The following is a 22,916-nucleotide window of genomic DNA, read 5'->3' on the forward strand; positions in this document are numbered from 1 at the left end:
GACCCATTCTCAGACACGGATCCTGCACCATGACCCTATCCGGATTTCAAGGCCTGGTATTTGACCTCGATGGCACCCTGGTGGACTCAATGCCGCTGCATCTTGCCGCTTGGGAACACACTTCCCGAGAGTTTGGCTTTCGCTTCGATGCTGACTGGTTCTATGAGCTGGGCGGCATGCCGAGTCGAAAAATTGCCCTGCTGGTTGCCGAGCAGCAGCAGATCGCCCTGGATCCCGTGGTCGTGACCCGTTGCAAGACAGAGCACTATGTGGCCAATCTGCACAAGGTGGCCGTCTTTCCGGCCATGCTGGAACTGGTTGAGCGTTATCACAGCCAGATCCCCATGGGGATAGGCACAGGGTCGCCGCGTATCAATGCCGAGGCTGTGCTGCGCAATACCGGACTGGATCGCTACTTCTCCGTGGTGGTGACCGCTGACGATGTTGAGTTGCACAAGCCCCACCCAGATACTTTCCTGCTGGTAGCGAGTCGTTTAGGACTTGAACCGATGACCTGTCTGGTATTCGAGGATACGGGAATTGGCGTGCAGGCCGGTCAGGCTGCCGGGATGCAGACCTGCATGGTCAGGGATGGCAAGCCGGTCGACTTGCAGTACTGAAGAGAAAGCGGTGAGGGAGAGACACGAGCGGGCCAAGCATAGAGTCCATTCTCATACGGGACAGACATAATCAATGAGAATGGACTCGGTCACCCTTTGACGCAGTAATGGTCTCGGGGTGATTCAGGCAAGCCAGTTACTGCTCGCTGCTGCCGCCCTGATTGTCGTCGTAACGACTCGGGGCTCCGTGGGGGCGCGGCGCCATGGAGACGCGTGGCTTGCGGGCGCGCTGTATGCTGACCTGGGGACGGCCGGAATGCATGGCGATGGTGGAGATCTTGGCCTTGTAGACCAGCTGCTGGTTACCATGGGCATCGGTCAACAGTACGCTGTACTGGTCGAAGCCGCTGATGGTTCCTTCCAGCTTGATGCCGCTCACCAGGAAGATGGCGACCTGACTGCGATTTTTACGCAACCAGTTGAGGGCAGAATCTTGCCCGTTCCCGAGGGAGAAGGCTTGCTCAATCGTGGAGTAGCTTGGGGATTCAGTTGTCATAAATTATTGTCCCGCGGAAAAAAGTGGCGTTTGATTGTGCTAAATGGCTACTGGCTTGTCAAAGTCATTCTCACGCCCATCCCGTATGGTGTAACGACAGTACTGGTCGGCGGGGGCCGCGGCTGTAATAATTGGCGCCTCTGGCCCGTGGCGGGTCTCATCTTGGGGTTTCATCTTGCATCCGGTTTCAAACCTACACAAACCCACCTATACCCACGACGCGACCGCATGTGAAGAGTGTGACCTGCTGGTACCGGCCACAGTGCTGGCCGTGGGGGAGAAGAGCAGCTGTCCGCGCTGTGGCCATGTCCTGAGCGTCCATCTGCCGGAGCAGGAACGCAGGCCCATCTCCTATGGCTTTGCGGCCATCATCATGTTTGTACTCTCCAACTCCTTCACCTTTATGTCCTTCTCGGCCAAAGGGATAGGGCAGGAGATGACGTTTCTGCAGTGCATCACCACTCTGGTGGATCAGGGCTACCTGTTTCTTGGGGCTGTGCTGAGTTTGACTCTTATCGGCCTGCCGCTGGTCTATGTGGGCTCCATCATGCTGGTGCTGTGGCGGGTCGACAAGGATCTGCACAGCAATTCCCTGCGTGCGCTAGGCCGTCTGCTTTGCCGGATAAAACCCTGGCTGATGGTGGATGTGTTCCTCATCGGGGTGCTCATTTCGCTGGTCAAGCTGATGGGGATGGCTGATATCAAGATGGGGCTGTCGTTCTGGGCCTTCGTCGGTTACACGGTGCTGCTCATCAAGACGATCTCGTCGCTGGATCGCATGTGGCTGTGGCAGCGGCTGTTCGGGCCGACCGAACCCCGCGAGCTGGATGCTGATGCCGAGGCCAGCGCCATGGCATCCGGGTTGGTGGGGTGCCACATCTGCGGCGCTCTGGGTGAGGTGGGGGAGCACAGCTGCAAGCGTTGCGGTGAGCACCTGCACAGCCGCAAGCCGGGTGGCATCAACCGGACCTGGGCCCTGCTCTTCACGTCGGTGATCCTCTATGTGCCGGCCAACCTTTATCCCATCATGGATACCGTCTTCCTCGGGGATGACAGTCCTTCCACTATCATGGGCGGCGTGGTTTTGTTGTGGGCCATGGGGTCTTACCCCATAGCTGCAGTGATCTTCATCGCCAGCGTTGTGGTGCCGCTGGTGAAAATCCTGGCGCTGCTGTGGCTTTGCTATATGGTACAGCGCGGCCACGGGGCCTCGCCCCTTGGCAAGCTCAAGCTCTATCGCATGACTGAATTTGTGGGACGCTGGTCGATGATCGACGTCTTCGTGGTGGCCATATTGGCGGGCCTGATCCGGCTCGACAATCTGATGACCGTCTATCCGGGCCCTGCAGCCGTTGCATTTGCGGGTGTGGTGTTGATCACCATGGTAGCTGCCATGAGTTTCGACTCCCGCCTGATCTGGGATTTACAACAAGGAGAGCGCGAACGTGAGTGAGCGTAAGAAAAGGTGGAAACCCGGCTCTGATTTTCTGAGCTCGGCCGCCGCAATCTGGATGGTGCCGCTGCTGGCGCTGTTCATCGGGGTCTGGATGCTGTTCCAGCATTGGTATTCGCAAGGTCCCAGCTTCACCCTGACAGTGGCTACCGCCGAAGGGATAGTGGCGGGCAAGACGGTGATCCGCTCCCGCGAGGTGGAAGTGGGTCGTATCGAGGCAGTGGAGCTCAGTGAGGATTACAGCCATGCGGTGCTGAAGGCTCGCCTGACCAACGCTGCTGCCGGCATGCTCAAGAAAGACAGCCAGTTCTGGGTGGTCAAGCCCAGGGTTGGCCGGGAAGGGGTCTCCGGTCTCAGCACTCTGCTTTCCGGTGCCTATATCGAGCTGGCGCCTGGCAGAAAGGGCAAGCCCCTTGACGAATACGCCATGCTGGACAAGCCGCCACTGGCCTCCCAGGATGCCAAGGGGCTGCGGCTCTCCCTGAGCAGCCGGGATACCCGTGCGCTCGGGGTGGGGTCGCCCATCAACTATCAGGGCTTTACCATAGGCCAGGTGGAAGAGGCGAAATTCCTGCCCGAGAAGAGCGAGATGCAGTACCAGATCTTCATCAACACCCCCTATGACGTGCTGGTGAGCGCCAACTCCCGCTTCTGGATGACCCCGGGTTTCGAGGTCTCCATGAGCAGCGAGGGGATGAAGGTGAAGATGGATTCTCTGGAGAGTCTGCTCGACGGTGGCATCACAATGGGGTTGCCGCCCGGCTGGGCCCCCGGTGAGCCGGTCAAGCAGATGGATGGTTTCACACTCTTCCAGGATGAAGCCAGTGTGCTTGCCGGTAGTCTGGATCAGTTCATCGATTACGTGTTTCTGTTTGAAGACAGTGTCGGTGGCCTGCATCCGGGGGCTGCGGTGGAATATCGCGGCATCCGGGTCGGTACCGTCATCTCGGCCCCCTACCTCATCGACGAGAAAGGGGTACAGATGTTCCAAAGCCGACAGATACCGGTACTGGCGCGCATCGAGGTACAGCGGCTCTCTCACCGCTATGCCAATGCTGAGAAGGAGCAGTGGCGTGCCCTGTTCGGCAAGCAGTTCAAGGAAGGGTTGCGGGCAACGCTCAAGACCTCCAGTCTGCTGACCGGGGGCAAGGTGGTGGATCTGAACTTCTATCCGGACGCACCCAAGTATCAGGCCGTCAAGCTGGCCGGCTATCAGGTGTTCCCGACCGTTCAGGCCGGGCTGGACCAGATCGAGCGCAAGGTGAACCAGATCCTCGACAAGTTCGTCGACATGGACACGGCCAAGACGCTGACGCAGGTCAACAGCACCCTGGCCACGCTGGATCAGACCCTCAAGAGCATCAGTGCCGTGAGTTCCAATCTGAACAAGTTTACCGGTCAGAGCTCGACCCAGCAGTTGCCGGCGTCCTTGAACGACAGCCTGAAGCAGTTGCAGAGCACGTTGCAAGAGTACGATGCCAACTCCCAGACCAATCAGGATCTGCGCCAGTCGGTACAGTCGCTCAATCAGCTGATGCGTGAGTTGCAGCCTCTGGTGCATTCACTCAACGAACAACCGAGTTCGTTGATCTTTGATCGCGCCCGTCCCCGCGATCCTGAGCCCAAGCGAGGTCAATGATGAAAAAGCAGATAATGACGCTGGCCTTGCTGGGCCTGCTGGCGGGTTGCAGTTCGGCCCCGACGGTGCTGCACTACTACTCTCTCGATGCCGCAGCACTGCCGGCGGCCGCGGTGACGGCGCAACCCCAGCATCAGCTGGTGTTGCGTCCGGTTGCGCTGTCGGGCCAGCTGGACAGGGTCAGTCTGGTCTATCAGCTGGAAGGCAATGAGCTGCACTTCGCCGAGTATCATCGCTGGGCAGGCTTCCTCGATGCCCAGCTCAATCAGCTGACCCTTAGTGGCTTGTCCAGCCGCCTGCCCGGCTGGGTGGTGCGTCAGGACGGTGCCCGCAAGGGCCCTGTCCTGAGCATCTCGGTCGAACGTTTCCAGGGACGCCACGATGGGCGTGCCGTGCTGAGCGGCCGCTGGCGCTTGTTGACGGAAGAGGGCACCGTCTTGCGTGATGTTCCCTTCCAGCAGGTGCGAGTGCTGCCAGCCGACGGCTATGGTTCTCTGGTCAGCGAGCTGGGACAAGGCTGGGAACAGCTGCTTGACCAGATTGCGGCAGAGGTGCGCAAAGGCGCCTGAGTCTGACGTGAATGAAAACGGGAGGCTGATGCCTCCCGTTTTTTATCGTGGCGCCACCAGAGTGGCGTCATGAGACTATTGCTGAACTTCCGATACTCCCTCCACCTTGACCTCGACCCGGCGATCCGGGGCCAGGCAGACGATCAGCTCATGCTTGGATTTGCTGGTGCAGCTGTCGCCGGTGACAGGGGACCCTTTGCCACGCCCCTCCACGTTGACCTTGCCCGCTGGCAGGCCTTTGCCGACGAGATAGTCAGCGACTGTCTGTGCACGCTGCTCCGAGAGCCGCTGGTTATAGGCATCCGAGCCGATGCGGTCGGTATAGCCGATCACGGTAGCGACGCCATCCGTGGGCCGGGCTGCCTCAATCTCACCGTAGAGGGTATCCAGCGCTTGCCCGCCTTCCGGTTTGAGGGTCGCCTTGTTGAAGTCAAACAGTACGTCCGAGCTCAGGGTGAATTGCTTCTCGACCATGACGGGCTCCGGGGCTGGCGTAGGCGCCGGGGCTGCTACCACAGGGGCGACCTGGCCGAAGCGATAAACCACGGCGACGGCCAGCAGACCATTGTCCATGCGCAGACCCGTTTCTTCCCGGTCGCCATACGGCGAGCTGTATTGGTATTCGAGGCGGGCGGCCCAATCCCGATTAAAGGCATATTCTGCGCCGAGTGCCCCGACGAAGTTGAAGCGGCCGTCGTTATCCAGCTCATCGCTGCTGGTCCAACCGTATCCACCCCCGACGCGACCGTATAGATCCAGATTCTCTGCCACCGGGAAGCCGAGTTTCAGGGTCAGCTGAGCCAGTTGGGCTTCCACTTTATCGTTGAAAGCTGCGCCGTTACGGGTCCCGTTGTATTTGTAGTTGCCCAGGTAGTCGTAACCCAGCTCGATCCCCAGATTCTGGTTGACCTGATAACCGGCGAAAGCACCGGCACCCACTTCATCGTTGTCGTCGTTGAGCGAGGTAATAGTGTTGTGCTCGTCGACACCGTAGAAGTTGGACCAACCCAATTTGGCACCGCCATACCAGGTGTTGTCTTGTCCGGCTGCGTGGGCGTTGGCCGCAAGCAAGCCTGAAACCAGTAAGGTAATCAGTGATTTATTCATGTTGAGCCTCTGCAATTGCATGTTGGGTGAGGGGGGATCTGGTGTCACCTCTCCTCTATGGGTCGGGGCTTGTAGCACAGCCACAACAGATTAACAGTAGTCCCTTTCCTCAGGTTCTCAAGCAACTGATATAAAACATATTGTGATTATTATTCCCACAGCCGGTTGGCGTGATTTGATCTCTGGGGCGGGGCAGCAATAGTTAAGCGAGGCAGGATCACACCGAGGTGGAGATGAACGGCAAATGGATATGGCTGTGCTGGTCACTGTGGTTGGCCCCGGGTTGGGCCGTCGAAACCTTGCAGGTGGTGACCGAGGATTATGCTCCTTACAACTATCTGGAGGAGGCCGAGATCAAGGGGCTGGGCACAGAGGTGGTGGAGGCCATGCTGGAGGAGGCGGGGTTTGAGTACAATCTGGATATTTACCCCTGGGCGAGAGCCATTTCACTGGCTCGCAGTCGGCCCAATGTGCTTATTTACAGCATCAGTCGCTTCCCCGAGCGTGAGGCGCAATTTCAGTGGATAGGGGTGATCGCCAAGATCAACTTTCATGTGTTTGCCCTGGCCAAGCGTGACGACATCAAGCCATTCAGCGAGTTGTCGCAGGCGCGAACCTGGTCCATCGGCACTGTGCGCAATGATGCGCTGGAGCAGTACCTGATGGGGCGCAATTTTTCCAACCTGCAGCGCAACAACAATAACGAGGCCAATATGTTGAAGCTGTTGATGGGGCGGATCGACCTCTGGCCCGTGTCGCAGGAGTCGGCGAATTACTATGTGCGTCAGGCGGGCTACGATCCCAGCACCCTCAAGATAGTGCACGACATCGAGGACTTTACCGGAGGAGAACTCTATGTGGCAGCGAGCCTGGAGACGGCGCCGGAGGTGATCAAGCGGCTGCAGGAGGCGCTGGCCACCATCAGGCAGAACGGCATCTATGACGGTATCGTGAAACGTTACCGTTGAGCCAATAGGGGAGCGAAGGAGCAAAAAGAAGGGGCCGACCATGTGTCGGCCCCTTGTCATCAGTGGGTGAGGAACTCGTACTGGTTCTCGATGAAGGTGGCGGCGCGCTCGCTCAGGGCTGCGTGCACGACAGTGGTCGGGTGTACCTGATCCCAGAACATCTTGCCCTCACAGTTGAGGGGGCTGGCGCTGCGGCGGGCCATAGGACTGGCAACGGCCTGTGCCAGCAGCGGGCTGCCGGCGATGGCGAGGCGTTCCTGCGGACTGAAGGCGGAGAGCTGGCGGTCGGTGCTGGCACTGCGGGTGGCAAACGGCTTCCATACATAGCCGCCGTCGTAGCAGGGGGTCTCGACGTCGCTCAGGCCGAAGTTCTGCGGATCACGCAGCATCTCGGCAAATTGCTTGTCGATCTCGAACAGCTTTACCATGCCGGTGGGGGCCAGCTGGCGTGCCAGGTTCAGCAGCAGCTGGTTGTGATAGGCGGAGACATGGCTGACCGCCTCGACCACCTTCTGACTGCGAGCTGACGGGTTCTGGCCCAGATCCGGCAGGTTGAACAGCAGTATCTGCTTGGCACCGTTCAGTACCATGCGGTTGGCCGCATCGCTGATGGCATCGCGAACCCGCTTGGCATCCTGCTCCGTATTCCAGCCATAGGCCAGATAGTCATTGGCACCGACCCAGAGGATCACCAGATCGTCCGGCTTGAAGCTGTCTTTCTGCAAGAACTGGGTGACCTCGTAGTCCAGGTTGTTGATGACCTGATACTTGGGATTCCAGGAGATCTTGTTGTAAGCCACGGCAGTGGCACCGCCTTCCGCTTCGTTGGCGATGGTCAGACCCGGGAACTGTTTGGTCAGCTGCTCCAGCCAGACGGGTCCGTTGGAGAAGCGGCCCTCATAGTAGGGGGGGCTGGAGGGGAGGTAACCGCGCATCTTGCTGTACATTTTGCCGGTATCGGAGAGGCTGTCGCCGAACATCACGATCCGGGAGAAGGCGGGGCGACTCTCGGCTGCCTGAACTGTCAGCGCGATCAACCCCAATAAACAAACAAACCATTTTTTCATCTTGTTGTTCTCATTGATGTGAAGCAGGTGGTGCCTGCAGGCTTTTCCTCGATGCGGCAAGCTGGGCTGGGAACCCATTTTGCCATTTTGCAGCGTAACCAGCCGAATTAAATTTCGCAGCAGGTGGGGTTGATTAAATCGATTACGGTCACATGCCCTTCACCCAGATGGGGAGGCTTCACGTTTGTTTCACGCACCAGGCCTCACACTCATCTCGTACCCAATCACAGGAGCATGAAATGAACAAGGCAAGCGTAATCGGTCTGTTGACCCTGATGTCCATCTCTTCTTTCACCATGGCGGCCTTCACAGGTCCGCAGGAGCAGAACAAGGTATCCGTTGCCCAGTTGAAGGATCTGGCCGATGACAGCTGGGCCACCCTGGAGGGTAACCTGGTCAAACACCTGGGCGGCGAGAACTATATGTTCCGCGATGCCAGTGGCGAAGTGGAAGTGGAAGTGGATCAGGATGTGTGGCGTGGCACCGAAGTGGGCCCGGACGATCTGATCCGTATCCGTGGTGAAGTGGACCACAGCTGGAACAAGACCGAAGTGGAAGTGGAGAGCTTGGAGAAGGTAGGCGCCACACCGCAGAGCAAGGGCGGGTTTATCGCCAAGTAAGGTACAACCGCAGCACAGGTCATATGTAAAAAGGGCGCCTCCAAAGAGGCGCCCTTTTGTTTTGGCCGCTAGCCGGTGCGGGCCAGCGTGCGTTTGAACCCCTTTTCGGCCTGATTGACCTTGTAGAGGTAGCGGCGCGCTTCCGCCTTGGGATGTTGCTCTGTCAGGATCTGGTAGACCACTTCTGGCGAGAGCTGGTTGATCTTGCCGGGCGCAGCTTTGCGGTCGCTGGAGAAGGTGTTCAGCACCCCGCCTGCACCACCGTTGTAAGCCGAGATGACCGCATAGCGACGTGAGAGCGGGTCCTGGATATCCGCCAGATAGACGGTCTGCAACAGATGCAGGTAGGCGGTTCCCACGTCTATGTTGTAGGCCGGATTGAACAGATCATCCCGGGTTGGCTGGCCATTCTTGCCCTTGACCCTTACATAGACATCCCGTCCTGCGGTGGCCGGGATCACCTGCATCAGGCCGTAGGCGTTGGCGTGGCTGACCGCATAGGGGTTGAAACTGCTCTCTGTCTTGATCACCGCATAGATCAGGCTCTCTGCCACCCCGTACTTGCGGGACGCTTGACGAATGATGCTGGCGTACTTGTAACCCCGCTTGTCTTCATGGTTGGCCACCATGGGAATATCGACGAAGAAGATGGTACGGATCCCCAGAGTGCGTTTCTTCATCGCCGTGCTGAGCAGGTAGTCGGCGTAACGCTCGGCGCGCCAGTCGAAGCGGATCGGCTGCCCCTGGTTGTCCAGCACCTGACCATAGAGGAAGGGTTTGCCACCGGGCAGGATTTCCCGATCGGAGTACAGATCCACCTCAGCCGGATCGTCCGGGGTCAGCAGTGTCTCTATGATGGCGCGGCGCAGGTGAGCCTGGGGGTCGAGTCCGGAAACCGTCTCCACCATGATGTGGCCGCTGGAGAAATTGATGTGGGCACGGCTCTTGTACTGATCCGTGTATTTGACATAGTCAAACTTGCCCGCAAACAGCGCCTCACGCCCCCATATCTCGTTCACGTTATGGGAGAGCGCGCTGATCATGTGTTCGAAACCGCGAATGTCCTTGCCGTTGACCAGAGCGTCATCCTCGCTCCCGCTGGGCTTGGGGGAAGATGAGCAGGCAGAGAGAAACAGCAGGGTGCAAAGCAGCCAAAAAATTCGGCCCATAGGATCCTCAAACAGGGCGGCGAAGCCGCCCGTCATTCATTGGCTGTGAGCTAAGAGATACATAGCCGTCTCTGGCTCACAGGTACAACTCATTGGCTGGGAGGGGTATAACCATCGATGGCCACTTCACCCGCTTCAAACAGGTAGCTCACCATCTCTTTTTCCAGCAGCTGACGATGCTCCAGGTTCATCATGTTCAGCTTCTTCTCGTTGATCAGCATCACCTGCTTCTTCTGCCATTCGGTCCAGGCTTCCTTGCTGATGTTGTCAAAAATCCGCTTGCCGAGTTCACCGGGGTAGAGTTGGAAATCCAGGCCCGGGCCCTCTTTTTTCAGGCGTTGGCAAAATACAGTACGGCTCATGTTGACCTCTATGGTTGTAAGTCCGGGTAGGCAAGCAGGCGGGCCGTGGCGGCTGCCAGTCCCACCTCTGCAGGATGGCGTAAGTTATACCAGAGTCGGTTATCCGCTTCCATGAGCTGGGGGGCAGGTGGTGCATCCATTTCAATCAGAAAAGGCTGAATATCGAGATGGAAGTGGCTGAATGTATGCCGAAATCCGCTCAGCTCCCGATAATCGTGGCCGTTCAGCCCGAGCCGCTGCAAGAGTCCGTCGATTTCGGCTGGTGACTCCACCTGCGGGAAGCAGTAGAGCCCGCCCCAGATCCCCTGCGGCGGCCGCTTCTCCAGCAGCAGCTCGTCGCCGTGACGAATGAGCAGCATGATGCCGGTGCGGGCCGGAATGCTCTTCTTCGGCTTTGAGTTGGGGTAGGCGGTGGGCTTGCCCTGCGACAGCCCCTGGCAATCGGCCTGCACCGGGCAGCGGTCACAGGCGGGCTTGCTGCGGGTGCAGACGGTGGCGCCCATGTCCATCATGGCCTGGTTGTAGTGGGCCACGCCGAGTTTGGGGGTAAGGCGGATGGCGAGCTCCCACAGATCGTTCTCCACCTGTTTCTGGCCGGGCCAGCCCGGCAGTGCCAGCCAGCGGGTGAGTACCCGCTTCACGTTGCCATCCAGAATGGCGTGGGGCTGCCCAAGGGACAGGGAGAGCACGGCACCTGCGGTGGAGCGGCCAATGCCGGGCAGAGCCATCACCTCTTCCAGCCGCTCCGGAAACAGGCCGCCATGCAGATCGCGGATCTGCTGTGCCGCCTTGTGCAGGTTGCGGGCGCGGGCGTAATAGCCGAGCCCGGTCCAGTGGTGCAGCACCTCGTCGATGGGGGCGTCGGCCAGGGCCTGCACGTCAGGGAAGCGGGCCATGAAGCGCTGGTAATAGGGGATCACTGTGGCGACCTGGGTCTGCTGCAGCATGATCTCGGAGACCCAGACCCGATAGGGGGTCTTGTCCTGCTGCCAGGGCAGTGTCTTGCGGCCATGGACCTGATACCAGTCGAGGATCCGGGTGGCGAAAGTCGCGTTGTCTGAGTTGTTCACATTATGCTCATGTTATTGATTAAAAAGGGGAGCTCTCGGGCTCCCTCTTGAAATTGACATCAGGTCAGCGGGGCTGCCCCGGTTTTTGGATAACGATTGGCTCAGCCGCGCCAGTCCTGCAGTGCCTTGAGGCTGGCGTTCTGACCTGCCACCTGCAATATGATGTAGTCCTGTGCTATGGCGATCAGGGTCACCCCGGAGGCGACCTCGCTCCCCTCGCGAAACTCACGTCCGTTCAGCATCACGGCCCGTTTGGCCGGATTGGAAGAGAAGACGTGGGAGCCGTAGGAGAGGGCGGGGATCCGTTGCTTCAGCTCCAGAGGCAGGGCGCTGATCGGCATGGCCTGCGCCTCGGGTTGGGCCTGCGGTACAGCCTCTTCCATCAGCGGCGTGTTGTTGAGGGCATTCATGATGCGCTCGGCCAGCCCCTGGCTGCTGTTGGCAGCCGGCGTTTTGTTCTCGGGCACCGCTCTGGGACGGACCACGGGTTCAGGCAGCGGCGGGGGCAGTGGGCGGGTAATCATGGGCCTGGGCTCGATGCGCACGAAGGGGGGAGTGACCACCTCTTTCACTTCGATTGTCTTCTCGATGGGGCGGTTGTTGAGCAGGTGCCAGCCATAGTTGGCGCCAGCGCCCATCAGCAGAGCAAGAGGGGCCAGCAGCCACCAGATCCAGCGCCGGTTCTGTTCCTCTTCCTGGGTGACGGGCAACCCCATCGCCGGAATATGCGAGGTGAACTGGGGCTGATCGGCCCGGCGCAGCGCCTTGAGCAGGGTAGACATCAGGAAGCCTCCTCGGACAGTGTGACCATGGACTCGTCGTCCATGGCATCCAGTTTGGCCGGCGTGCCGGTGCGCTTGGACTCATCTTCCAGTCTGGGCATGGGTTCACCGGCCATCACGTTGAGACGCAGCAGTGTATTGCTGCCGGCTATGCCGTCCGGATTCAGCCCCTGCTCGCGCTGGAACTGCTGCAACTTGCTCTTGAGCTCGGCGTCGAAGCGACGCACCTTGCGATCCGGCTGTTGCAGGGCACGGCTGAGGGCGTTGTCCAGCCACTGCACCTGGGTCGCCCCGGCATTGTTGCCGATCAGGGCGACGCCGCCCTTGGGCATGCGCCACAGCAGGGTGTAGCTGCCACCCCAGAAGTCGGACAGCCACTGCCTGTCCACTTGCCAGCTCTGGTTGCCGATGAGCAGATTGGCTTTGTCCGGCCCCAGGCTCACCAGAGTCGCGTAGTAGATGCCGCCGGTTTCGTCGGTCAGGCTGATGAGGGCCGGGTGCTGCAGGGCCTGCAGATCCGCCAGCGAGGCGTCGCCCTCCTGGCAGCGCAAGCCGGCGCGGGGTGCGTTGTCGCAGGTCGCCTCCTCCAGCTCGGTCTGGTAGCCCCACACCTTGTAGAGATTCTGCATGGCACTGTCCGGTTCCAGCGCCTGATTGATGGCGCGTGTCAGCTGTTCCTGCTGCTCAGGGGTGTCGTCCACCTTGACCGGCACCTCCACCTTGACCACGGGGCGCTCGGGGAAGAAGCCGAAGAACTGCCAGCCCCACCAGCCGGTGGCGACCAGCAAGGCCCCCGCCAGAGCGACCATGAGGCCGGACTGCCAGGTGCCCTCGTCGCGAATGCCGCTCACCTCATAGGCCGCCAGGCTGATGTCGCCGTGAACTATCTTGTGGCTGCCACGGGCGAAGGCGGCGATCAGGGCGCGATCGCAGATAAGGTTGATAAGGCGGGGAATGCCGCCGGAGAGGCGGTGCAGGGTCTGAGTCGCCTTGGGGGTAAAGATGGGCTGGACGCAGCCCGCGACCTGCAGCCGGAAGCGCACATAGGCATCCACGTCCTGATGCGAAAGGGGCAACAGGTGGTAACGGGCCGTGATGCGCTGGGCCAGTTGGCGTAGCAGGGGCTGGCGCAGCATCTGTTGCAGCTCTGGCTGGCCGATGAGCACCACTTGCAGCAGCTTCTTCTCGTCGGTTTCCAGATTGGTGAGCAGACGCAGCTGCTCAAGCACACCGGGCAGCAGATGCTGGGCTTCATCCACCAGCACAACGCTGCGCTTGCCTGCCGCCAGGTTGGCCAGCAGGTGATCGCGAATGAGATCGAACAGCAGCTTGAGGCCAGCGTCCTTGTCGTATGGCAGCTGGAACTCGTCGCAGATGGCCGCCAGCAGGTCGCGCTCGGTCAGGGATGGATTGAGGATGTAGGCGATCTCGGTCTCGGCCGGCAACTGCTGCAACAGGCAGCGGGAGACGGTGGTTTTACCGGTTCCCACTTCCCCGGTCAGCAGCACGAAGCCGCCGCCATCCTGCAACCCGTAGTTGAGATGGGCGAGGGCCTCCCCGTGACGTTCACTCATATAGAGATATTTGGGGTTGGGCGAGATGGAGAACGGGGGCTCCGACAGACCGAAGAACTGTGTGTACATAAGGATCCATTCCATTGTTATGGGCGGCAGGTTAAAGCCTCCCCACCGGGATGTCAAAGACCCGGATGCCATAAGGGGGGCTGGCGCCTGCCTCGCTCCACGTCGGCGTTTTGAGCGGGGCCAAGGGATCGAAAGTGCCGCCATGGTGTGAGCCGGGAGGTCAGTGCACCTGCTGGCGAAAGCTGTAGTTTGTGGCACGGCAGGGTTATCGCCAGCGAGGTGGGGAGCAGGCATAGTCTCTGTTGGCTAAACCGGTATAATCGGGGCAGGTTTATCAAGGGAGACGCAGATTGCAGACTTATCTGGTTGGGGGCGCGGTGCGGGATCGCCTGCTGGGATTGCCGCAAGGGGATAGAGACCACCTGGTGGTGGGGGCAACTGTGGAGCAGATGCTGGCGCTGGGGTTCACTCAGGTTGGCCGGGATTTCCCCGTGTTTCTCCATCCCAAGACCCAGCAGGAGTACGCGCTGGCCCGCACCGAGCGCAAGCAGGGCCGCGGTTACACAGGGTTTGTCTGCCACGCATCCCCCGAAGTGACGCTGGAGCAGGATCTGCTGCGCCGGGATCTCACCATCAACGCCATTGCCGAGGATGAAGAGGGGCGGCTGCATGACCCCTACGGCGGTATCCAGGATCTGGAACAGCGTATGCTGCGTCACGTCTCCCCGGCCTTTGCCGAGGATCCGCTGCGCATCCTGCGGGTTGCCCGTTTCGCCTCCCGCTTCCACGCCCAGGGCTTCGTGGTGGCCCCCGAGACGCTGGCGCTGATGCGCGAGATGACCGACGCCGGCGAGCTGGCTCATCTGACCCCGGAGCGGGTCTGGAAGGAGCTGGAGAAGGTGCTGCTGGGGCAGACCCCTCAGGTCTTCTTCGAGGTGCTGCGTGAATGTGGCGCCCTCAAGGCGCTGTTCCCCGAGCTGGACGCCCTGTTCGGTGTGCCTGCGCCCGCCAAGTGGCATCCGGAGATCGACACTGGTATCCATACGCTCATGGTGCTGGCGCAGGCGTGTCGTCTCTCCCCCGAGCTGGCGGTGCGCTTCGCCGCCCTGTGCCACGACTTTGGCAAGGGACTGACTCCGCCCGCCTTCTGGCCGAGCCACCACGGTCACGGCCAGAAGGGACTGCCGCTGATCCGCGACTTCTGCGAGCGTTTTCGGGTGCCGAACGACTGCCGCGATCTGGCCCTGCTGGTGAGCGATCTGCACACCCATATCCACATCGCCTTCGAACTCAAGCCCGCGACCCTGCTCAAGGTGTTCGACAAGGCGGATGCCTGGCGCAGACCCGAGCGTTTCGCCCAGCTGCTGGACGCCTGCCGCGCCGACGTCCACGGCCGTACCGGCTTCGAGGAGCGGGTCTATGCCGAGCCCGACTATGTGGCACAGGCGCTCGGCGCGGCCCAGGCCGTGCCCGTGAAGGAGATAGTGGCAGCCGGTTTCAAGGGGGAGGCCATTCGCGAGCAGCTCGCCAAGCGCCGGCTCGATGCCATCAGTCGGGTGCGCGACGAGTGGACTTTTATCGACGAGGAGTAGCCTCTTTTGCCGCCAGATATAAAAAAGCCCGGGTCAGTGACCCGGGCTTTTTGCTGCGGCTTGCGTCAAGAGAAGCAAGCTTGCAAGACGTAGAAAATGGCGATGGCCAGGATGGCTCCTGCGGGCAGGGTAATGATCCAGGAGACCACTATGTTGCGCAGTACACCCAGATTCAGCGCCGCAATACCGCGCGCCAGACCGACACCCATGACGGCACCGACCAGAGTCTGGGTGGTGGAGATGGGCAGACCCGTACCGGAGGCAATCACTACGGTCGCGGCAGTTGCCAGCTGGGCGGCGAAACCACGGCTCGGGGTCAGGTGAGTAATACCGGTACCGACCGTTGCCATTACCTTGCCGCCCATGGTCGCCAGACCGATGACGATACCTATGCCGCCAAGGGGCAGGATCCACCAGGCGATGGAGGACTGACCGGCGATCTCGCCACCTGACGCCACTATAGAGGCGACAGCAGAGAGCGGACCTATGGCGTTGGCCACGTCGTTGGAGCCGTGAGCAAAGGCCATGGCACAGGCAGTGATCACCATCAGGATGCCAAATACCTTCTCCACGTTGGCGAAGTGCATCTTGCTGTCATCTTGCGGGTTGTACTTCTGGCCGCGAATGTAGAGCCAGCCGGCAAACGCCACGGCGATGGAGATGGCGACGGATAGCATGATCCCTTCGCCGTCGGTGAGGTGCAGACCGACGTGGGTCAGCCCCTTCTTGATGGTGACCAGACAGATCACCAGTGCTGTCAGGAACATGTAGAAGGGCACGTAACGCTTGGCGTTGGCCAGAGGATCATCTGTGTTGAAGATGAGCTTCTGCACGCTGATGAACATGAAGTAGGCGATGATGCCGGAGATGGCCGGAGTGATGATCCAGGAGCCGACGATGCCGCCGAACTTGCTCCATTGCACCGCTTCCGGACCAATGCTCACCATCGCAAAACCGACGATAGCGCCAATGATGGAGTGGGTGGTCGAGACAGGCCAACCAAAGTAAGAGGCCAGGATCAACCAGGAGCCCGCCGCCAGTAGAGAGGCGATCATGCCGAGCACCAGCAGATCCGGTGTATCGGCAAAGGCATTGGTATCTATGATGCCATTGCGGATGGTGGCGGTCACTTCACCGCCCGCCAGATACGCACCGGCAAACTCGAAAATCATGGCGATGATGATTGCCTGACGTATGGTCAGGGACTTGGTGCCGACCGATGTGCCCATGGCGTTGGCCACGTCATTCGCGCCTATACCCCAGGCCATCAAAAAGCCGAACAAGGCCGCCACGAGCACCAGAGTAGTGCCGTAATTCGCGATAATGTCCATTAATAGTGTTTACCCAGTCAGTCGATTACGAACGAGCCAGCATCAGTTCCAGACGGGCGCCAACGCGCTCGGCCTGGTCTGCCAGGTCACCAACCCATTCGAGGATCTTGTAGAGGAACATAACGTCGATCGGATTGTACTTCTGCTCAACGGCTTGCAGCTGTTGGCGCAGCCCGATCTGCATGGTGTCAGTATCGTCCTCGATAAGATCCAGCTGGTGGATCATCTCGGCAACCATTTCAACTTCTCGTCCTTTGAAGCCGGTTTCGAGCAGCTCATCGAGTTCTCCGATGGCTTTTTCGGCTTGGGCGGTCGCATCGATACAACGTTTGAGATAGGCCATGAAATCGGCGCGCATCTCGGCAGGGAATTCCATTTTACGACCAAGCATGCGACCGGAGATATCCTTGGCACGGTTGGCAATCTTGTCTTGTTGAGTCAGCAGCTCCAGCAGGTCGGTACGGGCGACCGGCAGGAAGAGACCACGAGGCAGTTTCAGACGAATTTCACGTTTGAGGATGTCCGCCTCTTTTTCCAGCTGGGCGATATGTTCCCGAATCTTCTCGGCATCTTCCCAACGGTCTTCGGCCACGGCATCAAAGAAGGGGATGAGCTGCTCGCAGCACACGTGAACCTTGACGATATGCTTCTGTAACGGCTTGATGGGGGACTTGGCAAAAAGCCCCAAAATAGTATTTACTGGCATGGTCAAACCTGTGTCGGTGAAAAAACACTCGATACGATGTTATGAGGCGCGCATGGTAACCGAACTGCGCCATCAATAAAACCGTGAATTAATCCTGATGTATCGCAGGCATTATATCCTCGCGTTCAGTATCATGCCCCCCCAAGTTGCCTGCCAGCCCGGAATGACTATGCAAACTGAGATCGAGATAAAGTTTTTTGTCTCACAAGACATTCAACAATCATTATCCAACCTGCTGAATTCTATCGAAATTACATCCAATGCCCAGGTGGAGCTTGGCAATGTCTATTTCGATACGCCGACCCTGGATTTACGTCGGCTCGAAATGGGATTACGTATTCGTCGCAGTGACGATTTTGCCGAGCAGACGATTAAATGCCGGGGTCAGGTGGTGGGGGGATTGCACGCCAGGCCTGAATACAATGCCCCTGTGCATGGGGATGTTCCGATGCTATCTGCCTTTCCGGACGAGATCTTCCCGAGTCTGTCTGTCCGCGACGAGATCCAGGGCAAGCTGGTTGCCCAGTTCCGTACCGATTTCCTGCGTCGTCACTGGCTGATTGCCTTCGAGGGAGCCGAGATCGAGCTGGCCTGGGATCAGGGCGAGATCGTCGGCTCGCTGGGAAAAACGGCCATCAACGAACTGGAACTTGAGCTTAAATCCGGCGATGCCAGCGCCCTGTTCGCGCTGGCAGAACGGCTGACCGTGCTGGGTGGTGTCAGGCTGGGCGCGCAATCCAAGGCGCAGCGCGGCTATCGGTTGGCAGGGCTCGGCAAGCCGCTGGCGTTGCAATCCTTGCCTGTGGTCAATGTGGTCAATGCCGCTATGCTCATCACCTCGGGCCTGCAACATTGGCAACATCATGAGCAGTACTGGCTGGAACAGGCGGACCCCGAGCAGCGAAGCCTGGCGCTGCAAGAGATCCGCCAAGGTATTGCGCTTGTCATTGAGGCGGCCGATACGCTGGTGGCACCGGCCTGGCTGGCGGCGCTGACCGACTTGTCGACTCATCTGGCCTTGCTGGCGCAAGACGTGGCCGAACCTGAGTGGCAGACGGCACTGTCTGCTCTCTTCCATCGGGCTGACTATGTGCGGCTCCAACTGGCCATCGCCGCCTGGTTGCACGCAACTGCATGATGCTTGTGCCCGGCGGGCGTGACGGGTAGTGACGAAAAAGGTGAGCCCGGGCTCACCTTTTTCATGGTCGACACTCTCATCACAGGCGAAGGCTTCAGACTTGGGTGTAGACCAGTCCTGTGCTGCGAACCATGTCTTCCCCTTGGCAGAGTTGCGCCAGCCCGCTGGTGTCACAGGGCTGGCCGTTGTGCTCGATACAGAACTCGAATCGGGTCTGGGACTTGATGGGGGTATGGTCCGGATTGGCGGTAGTCGCCTGCCACTGCCACTGTTGCAGCGTCTCTATGGCGACCTCGCTGAATTGTTCGTCACTGCGAGCTAGTACGCGGATCTGCTCGGCTTGACCCGCTTCATTGATCACATACTCGAGTGAGGTGCATCCCATCTTTTCGGCCAGAATGGCCTCCTTGGGATAGCGTGACTCCACTCTGGTCAGGGGGGTCCACTGGGCATTCACATCCGTGATGTTGCTCAGGGGGAGTGAGGTGAGGTGCACGCTCTGGGTCTGGTGACTGCAACCGGTCAATACGCACAGGGCGCCCAGTAAAAGAGTGGCTTTCATGTTCGCTTCCCTTCGTTCGCTTTATTGTTCCTGGCGGGGCCCGCCCGCCGCTCGGCAGGGTTATTAATAAAATATTCAGCTACGAATGAAAACCCTTTGCGGGCGGCAGGCCATAAAAAACCGCCTTTCGGCGGTCTTTTCATCCTTTTCTGACTCAGTAGTAGCCAGTGTCATCCGGGCTCGGTCTGGTCTTGAAGCGGCGATGTAGCCACATGTACTGCTCGGGTGCCTTGCGTACCGCGGCCTCTATCTCTTTGTTGGCACGGGTGGCATCGACCACGTCATCGCCGCTGGGGTAGTTCGCCAGAGGGGCGCCTATGTGCAAGACATAGCCCTCTTTGGTGCGAATGTTGTAGCAGGGCAGGGTAACTGTGTTTTTCACCCTGGCCAGGGTGGCGGTCCCTGTGATGGTAGCCGCCTGCTCAACGGCGAAGTAGGGGACAAACACGCTGGCGTGGGAGCCGTAGTCGTGATCCGGGGCATACCAGAGGGCATCGCCGTTGCGCAGCGCCTTGATCATTCCCTTCACGTCCATGCGGTCCACCAGATATTTGTTGGAGGCGCAGCGACCGTGGTACTGGGCATATTCCAGGACAGGATTGGTGTTGGGGCGGTAGACGCCAACCCCCGGCCTGACCAGGCCGAAGCAGCGGGCGTTGAGCTCCAGCGTCAGAAAATGGCAGGAGAGCAGCAGCATGCCCTGACCCTTTTCCATGGCGGCGATGACGTGCTCTTCCCCTTCTACCTTCATCAGGTTGCGCATGCGCCAGTCGGGCCAGAACCAGGCCATACCCACTTCGAAGATGGCGCAGCCCACGCTCTCGAAATTCTGCCTGAGCAGCTTCTCCCGCTCATCCTTGGTCAATTCCGGCATTGCCAGTTCAAGGTTGCGGCGGGCAATTTTGACGCGGGATTTCAACAATACACGGGCCAGGGTGCCCAGTTGACGGCCCAACCACATCTGGCTGCGCCAGGGCAACAATACCAGCAGCCAAAGCAGGCTGAGGCCGATCCAGCTCCCCCAATAACGGGGATGGAACAGATGGGGTTCGAGGCGGGGGGCGTGTTCGTGGGCCATGAAAAATCTCTTGTTCGCAATCGCCATGATCTGGAGAGTCCAGCCAAAAAGGGGAGGCGATAAAGGCTCGTGGATATCCTGATTGGATAGTTTTACTGGCAATCGGGGGATTCTAGCCGAAAAGCGGGGTCGGGTGCGAATGGCCTCTCGCCTGGTCAGAGCTGACATGGCTGGTCTATGTCTGCTCACTGTGTCGGCTCGCGGTAGTGAAGCAGGGCCGCGTGCTTTTTTCACACCCCGCAAAAGAGTGTGATAAAATCGGCGGCTGATTTTTCAGGTTTTGAGAGTCGATACAGATGAAAATCACCCTGCCCGAGTTTGCAAAAGCCCGCGTTCTGGTCGTTGGCGATGTCATGTTGGACCGCTATTGGCATGGCCCCACCGGCCGGATATCGCCCGAGGCACCGGTGCCTGTGGTCAAGGTTGAGCACATTGAGGAGCGCCCGGGTGGCGCCGCCAACGTGGCCCTCAACTCCGCCGCTCTGGGCGCTCATGCCGTTCTGCTTGGCCTGACCGGTCAGGATGAAGCGGCCGATGCCCTTGCTGGCCAGATGGCTGGCGTTAAGGTCGCCTGTGATTTCGTTCGTCTGGCCGACTATCCGACCATCACCAAGCTGCGGGTGCTCTCCCGCAACCAGCAACTGCTGCGCCTCGACTTCGAAGAGGCTTTCCACGATGTCGACTCCACTCTGCTGATGAACAAGGTGGAGCAGGCGTTGCCCAGCAGCGACGTGATGATCCTCTCCGATTATGGCAAGGGTGCTCTCAACGACGTACCCGGCATGATCCAGCGTGCCCGCGCCGCCGGCATTCCCGTACTGGTCGACCCCAAGGGGACCGAGTTTGAGAAGTATCGCGGCGCCACCCTGCTGACCCCCAACATGTCCGAGTTCGAGGCCGTGGTGGGCAAGGTGAAGGGTGAAGAGGATCTGGTTGCCAAGGGGCTGGAGCTGGTCAAGCGTTTCGAGCTGGAGGCCCTGCTGGTTACCCGTTCCGAAAACGGCATGACCCTGATCCGCGAAGGTCAGCCAGAGCTGCACCTGCCGGCCCAGGCCCACGAGGTCTACGACGTGACCGGTGCCGGTGATACCGTCATCTCCACCCTGGCCACCTCGCTGGCCGCCGGCATGAGCCTAGACGAGGCGTGTGCCTTGGCCAACACCGCCGCCGGTATCGTGGTCGGCAAGCTGGGTACTTCCACCGTCAGCCCGGTGGAGCTTGCCAATGCTCTTTACACCGAGCAGGAGACCGGTTTCGGCGTCATGTCCGAGGCCCAGCTCAAGATTGCCGTGCAGGCTGCCCGCCTGCGTGGCGAGAAGGTGGTGATGACCAACGGTTGCTTCGACATACTGCATGCCGGTCACGTCTCTTACCTCGCCAATGCCGGCAAGTTGGGGGATCGCCTGATAGTGGCGGTCAATACCGATGACTCCGTCCGTCGCCTGAAAGGACCCGGTCGCCCGGTCAATTCGACCGACCGTCGCATGGCCGTGCTGGCCGCGTTGGGCGCCGTGGATTGGGTGGTGCCTTTCGCCGAAGATACGCCCCAGCGGCTGATCGCCGAAGTGCTGCCCGACCTGTTGGTCAAGGGCGGTGACTACAAGCCGAAGGATATCGCCGGTTATGATGAAGTGACCGCCAACGGCGGTGAAGTGCGCGTGCTCAACTTCGAAGATGGCTGCTCCACCAGCGACATCATCAAGACCATCCGCGAACGCGGCTGAGTCAAAACCCGGCCCAGGCCGGGTTAATGTGATGGTCAGCCTGACCCACAGCCCAGCAGGCTACGCTTGCTGGGCTGTTTCTTTTCTACTTCAGGAGAGCATCATGGCAACTATCGCACTCTTTGGACTCGACATCGGCAAGCACTCCTTTCATCTCGTCGGACAGGATGCCAACGGCAAACCCGTCTTCAAACGCCAGTTCACTCGTTCTAGCCTCATTCATTACCTCGCTCAGCACCCCGCTTGTCGCATTGTCATGGAAGCCTGCTGTGGCGCACACTGGCTAGCCCGTCAACTCGCTGGTTTCGGCCATCAGGTGCAATTGATCGCACCACAGTATGTTCGCCCTTTTGTCACCGGCAACAAGAACGACTTCCTTGATGCACACGCCATCTGTGAAGCGGCTTCCCGCCCCTCCATGCGCTATGTCGGCGTCAAAACACCCGAACAGCAGGCCAGCTCGGCACTGCATCGACTGCGCGAAGCCCGTATTGCCGACCGGGTACAAACCGCTAATCAAATCCACGCCCTGCTGCTCGAGTTTGGCATTGTGCTGCCGCTAGGGGCGCGGGGCATCAAGCAAGTCCCTGATATCGTTATGAATGCTAGTGCTGACCTCCCACACGCGGCACGCCGGATCCTCTCGGCACAGTATGAGCACTATCGCTACCTGGCAGAGTTGATTGCCGGGCTGGATAGCCAGATTGGAGCGCAAGCCAAGGCCGATGCGTTGACCAGTCGATTGATGACCATTCCCGGCATAGGCCCCATCACTGCAAGCCAGCTGGCTGCCGATGCAGGCAACGCGCAGAGCTATGGCTCGGCACGCCATTTTGCCGCGTCCCTTGGGCTGGTACCGCGCCAACACTCCACGGGCGGTAAGAGCAAACTGCTGGGGATCAGCAAACGGGGGGACAAATCGCTGCGGCGGTTACTGGTGCAGTGCGCTCGGGTGGTGATGCAGAACGCCGGCAAATGGCAAAGTGCGGTGGCGCAGTGGACGCAGCAGTTGATGACACGACGACACTCGAATGTGGTGGCCTGTGCGTTGGCCAACAAGCTGGCACGGATCGTATGGGCAGTGCTAGTGAAGGGGGAGGAGTATCGTCCGAACCCCAATGCTGCCTGAAGGTAAGTAACACATCGCCGAGTTTCCCCGGCGACCTGAAGTAACACGCCTGCTTTTGCGATGTTCAGAAAATGATGACGACAACTGGCCCAACGGCCTGAGGGTAAACCTGACATAAAAAACAGTCTTCAAGACTGACGGTTTTTTGAGG

22 protein-coding genes are annotated in these 22,916 nt (G+C 59.6%); 10 read left to right on the forward strand and 12 right to left on the reverse strand.

Annotation, left to right across the window (positions count from 1 at the left end):
• Positions 1 to 29 precede the first annotated feature (29 nt).
• Positions 30 to 620, forward strand: a complete 591-nt coding sequence (locus OKC28_RS00285) for an HAD family hydrolase (RefSeq protein ID WP_021140571.1) — start codon at positions 30 to 32, stop codon at positions 618 to 620.
• Between the two features lie 136 nt (positions 621 to 756).
• Here OKC28_RS00285 and hfq read toward each other — a convergent pair whose 3' ends face one another.
• The gene (hfq, locus tag OKC28_RS00290) at positions 757 to 1,116 is read right to left on the reverse strand and encodes an RNA chaperone Hfq (protein WP_005313994.1); all 360 of its coding nucleotides are present in this window, start codon (positions 1,114 to 1,116) and stop codon (positions 757 to 759) included.
• Positions 1,117 to 1,291: 175 nt separating this feature from the next.
• Here hfq and OKC28_RS00295 point away from each other — a divergent pair, with 175 nt between their 5' ends.
• The 3 genes from OKC28_RS00295 to OKC28_RS00305 are packed head-to-tail and all read left to right on the forward strand — an operon-like array spanning position 1,292 to position 4,777.
• Complete coding sequence (locus OKC28_RS00295; RefSeq protein WP_034524269.1) at positions 1,292 to 2,569, forward strand: paraquat-inducible protein A; 1,278 nt, start codon at positions 1,292 to 1,294, stop codon at positions 2,567 to 2,569.
• Complete coding sequence (pqiB, locus tag OKC28_RS00300) at positions 2,562 to 4,208, forward strand: intermembrane transport protein PqiB (RefSeq protein WP_021140569.1); 1,647 nt, start codon at positions 2,562 to 2,564, stop codon at positions 4,206 to 4,208. The genes OKC28_RS00295 and pqiB overlap by 8 nt, the downstream gene beginning before the upstream one ends.
• Positions 4,208 to 4,777: a PqiC family protein gene (locus OKC28_RS00305; RefSeq protein WP_021140568.1), complete on the forward strand. Its 570-nt coding sequence runs from the start codon at positions 4,208 to 4,210 to the stop codon at positions 4,775 to 4,777. The genes pqiB and OKC28_RS00305 overlap by 1 nt, the downstream gene beginning before the upstream one ends.
• Before the next feature lie 75 nt (positions 4,778 to 4,852).
• On the opposite strand, the gene ompA is transcribed toward OKC28_RS00305, so the two are convergent.
• On the reverse strand, positions 4,853 to 5,884 hold the full coding sequence (gene ompA, locus OKC28_RS00310; RefSeq protein ID WP_021140567.1) for a porin OmpA: 1,032 nt from the start codon (positions 5,882 to 5,884) through the stop codon (positions 4,853 to 4,855).
• A 233-nt stretch (positions 5,885 to 6,117) separates the two neighbouring features.
• Between ompA and OKC28_RS00315 the strand changes: the two genes are divergently transcribed.
• Positions 6,118 to 6,852 (forward strand): substrate-binding periplasmic protein, encoded by a 735-nt coding sequence (locus tag OKC28_RS00315; RefSeq protein ID WP_212540919.1) that lies wholly within the window; start codon positions 6,118 to 6,120, stop codon positions 6,850 to 6,852.
• A 59-nt stretch (positions 6,853 to 6,911) separates the two neighbouring features.
• Here the strand turns inward: OKC28_RS00315 and OKC28_RS00320 are convergent, their stop codons facing one another.
• Positions 6,912 to 7,919, reverse strand: a complete 1,008-nt coding sequence (locus OKC28_RS00320) for an SGNH/GDSL hydrolase family protein (protein ID WP_270686561.1) — start codon at positions 7,917 to 7,919, stop codon at positions 6,912 to 6,914.
• A gap of 239 nt (positions 7,920 to 8,158) precedes the next feature.
• Here OKC28_RS00320 and OKC28_RS00325 point away from each other — a divergent pair, with 239 nt between their 5' ends.
• The gene (locus OKC28_RS00325) at positions 8,159 to 8,539 is read left to right on the forward strand and encodes a YgiW/YdeI family stress tolerance OB fold protein (protein ID WP_005313975.1); all 381 of its coding nucleotides are present in this window, start codon (positions 8,159 to 8,161) and stop codon (positions 8,537 to 8,539) included.
• A gap of 68 nt (positions 8,540 to 8,607) precedes the next feature.
• Here OKC28_RS00325 and mltC read toward each other — a convergent pair whose 3' ends face one another.
• The 5 genes from mltC to OKC28_RS00350 all read right to left on the reverse strand — a co-directional run bounded on the left by mltC (position 8,608) and on the right by OKC28_RS00350 (position 13,565).
• Complete coding sequence (mltC, locus tag OKC28_RS00330) at positions 8,608 to 9,708, reverse strand: membrane-bound lytic murein transglycosylase MltC (protein WP_270686563.1); 1,101 nt, start codon at positions 9,706 to 9,708, stop codon at positions 8,608 to 8,610.
• Positions 9,709 to 9,797: 89 nt separating this feature from the next.
• Complete coding sequence (locus OKC28_RS00335) at positions 9,798 to 10,070, reverse strand: oxidative damage protection protein (RefSeq protein WP_005313967.1); 273 nt, start codon at positions 10,068 to 10,070, stop codon at positions 9,798 to 9,800.
• An 8-nt stretch (positions 10,071 to 10,078) separates the two neighbouring features.
• The gene (gene mutY / locus OKC28_RS00340) at positions 10,079 to 11,140 is read right to left on the reverse strand and encodes an A/G-specific adenine glycosylase (protein ID WP_021140563.1); all 1,062 of its coding nucleotides are present in this window, start codon (positions 11,138 to 11,140) and stop codon (positions 10,079 to 10,081) included.
• Between the two features lie 101 nt (positions 11,141 to 11,241).
• Complete coding sequence (gene exeB, locus OKC28_RS00345; protein ID WP_021140562.1) at positions 11,242 to 11,922, reverse strand: GspB family T2SS assembly factor variant ExeB; 681 nt, start codon at positions 11,920 to 11,922, stop codon at positions 11,242 to 11,244.
• Positions 11,922 to 13,565, reverse strand: coding sequence for an ExeA family protein (locus tag OKC28_RS00350; protein ID WP_021140561.1), 1,644 nt, complete (start codon positions 13,563 to 13,565; stop codon positions 11,922 to 11,924). Before OKC28_RS00350 ends, exeB begins: the two co-directional genes overlap by 1 nt.
• 290 nt (positions 13,566 to 13,855) lie before the next feature.
• On the opposite strand from OKC28_RS00350, the gene OKC28_RS00355 reads away from it, so the two are divergent.
• Complete coding sequence (locus OKC28_RS00355) at positions 13,856 to 15,097, forward strand: multifunctional CCA addition/repair protein (protein WP_270686570.1); 1,242 nt, start codon at positions 13,856 to 13,858, stop codon at positions 15,095 to 15,097.
• Positions 15,098 to 15,162: 65 nt separating this feature from the next.
• Here the strand turns inward: OKC28_RS00355 and OKC28_RS00360 are convergent, their stop codons facing one another.
• Both OKC28_RS00360 and OKC28_RS00365 read right to left on the reverse strand, forming a co-directional pair.
• Positions 15,163 to 16,428: an inorganic phosphate transporter gene (locus OKC28_RS00360; protein WP_021140559.1), complete on the reverse strand. Its 1,266-nt coding sequence runs from the start codon at positions 16,426 to 16,428 to the stop codon at positions 15,163 to 15,165.
• Between the two features lie 25 nt (positions 16,429 to 16,453).
• Positions 16,454 to 17,134, reverse strand: coding sequence for a TIGR00153 family protein (locus OKC28_RS00365; RefSeq protein ID WP_021140558.1), 681 nt, complete (start codon positions 17,132 to 17,134; stop codon positions 16,454 to 16,456).
• Positions 17,135 to 17,303: 169 nt separating this feature from the next.
• Here OKC28_RS00365 and OKC28_RS00370 point away from each other — a divergent pair, with 169 nt between their 5' ends.
• Entirely contained in the window at positions 17,304 to 18,272 is a 969-nt protein-coding gene (locus OKC28_RS00370) for a CYTH domain-containing protein (protein ID WP_034524265.1), read from the forward strand.
• A gap of 94 nt (positions 18,273 to 18,366) precedes the next feature.
• Here OKC28_RS00370 and OKC28_RS00375 read toward each other — a convergent pair whose 3' ends face one another.
• Together OKC28_RS00375 and lpxL are read right to left on the reverse strand one after the other, a co-directional pair.
• Positions 18,367 to 18,834 carry an energy transducer TonB gene (locus OKC28_RS00375; protein WP_021140556.1) on the reverse strand — a complete coding sequence of 156 codons (468 nt, stop codon included), beginning with the start codon at positions 18,832 to 18,834 and terminating at the stop codon, positions 18,367 to 18,369.
• Between the two features lie 154 nt (positions 18,835 to 18,988).
• Complete coding sequence (gene lpxL / locus OKC28_RS00380) at positions 18,989 to 19,912, reverse strand: LpxL/LpxP family Kdo(2)-lipid IV(A) lauroyl/palmitoleoyl acyltransferase (protein ID WP_021140555.1); 924 nt, start codon at positions 19,910 to 19,912, stop codon at positions 18,989 to 18,991.
• A gap of 296 nt (positions 19,913 to 20,208) precedes the next feature.
• On the opposite strand from lpxL, the gene hldE reads away from it, so the two are divergent.
• Together hldE and OKC28_RS00390 are read left to right on the forward strand one after the other, a co-directional pair.
• Entirely contained in the window at positions 20,209 to 21,636 is a 1,428-nt protein-coding gene (gene hldE, locus OKC28_RS00385) for a bifunctional D-glycero-beta-D-manno-heptose-7-phosphate kinase/D-glycero-beta-D-manno-heptose 1-phosphate adenylyltransferase HldE (protein WP_021140554.1), read from the forward strand.
• Between the two features lie 103 nt (positions 21,637 to 21,739).
• Positions 21,740 to 22,765 carry an IS110-like element ISAs24 family transposase gene (locus OKC28_RS00390; RefSeq protein ID WP_099369056.1) on the forward strand — a complete coding sequence of 342 codons (1,026 nt, stop codon included), beginning with the start codon at positions 21,740 to 21,742 and terminating at the stop codon, positions 22,763 to 22,765.
• Positions 22,766 to 22,916 lie beyond the last annotated feature (151 nt).

The organism is Aeromonas sp. D3, from assembly GCF_027705025.1.
In the GTDB taxonomy this organism is placed as follows: domain Bacteria; phylum Pseudomonadota; class Gammaproteobacteria; order Enterobacterales; family Aeromonadaceae; genus Aeromonas; species Aeromonas salmonicida.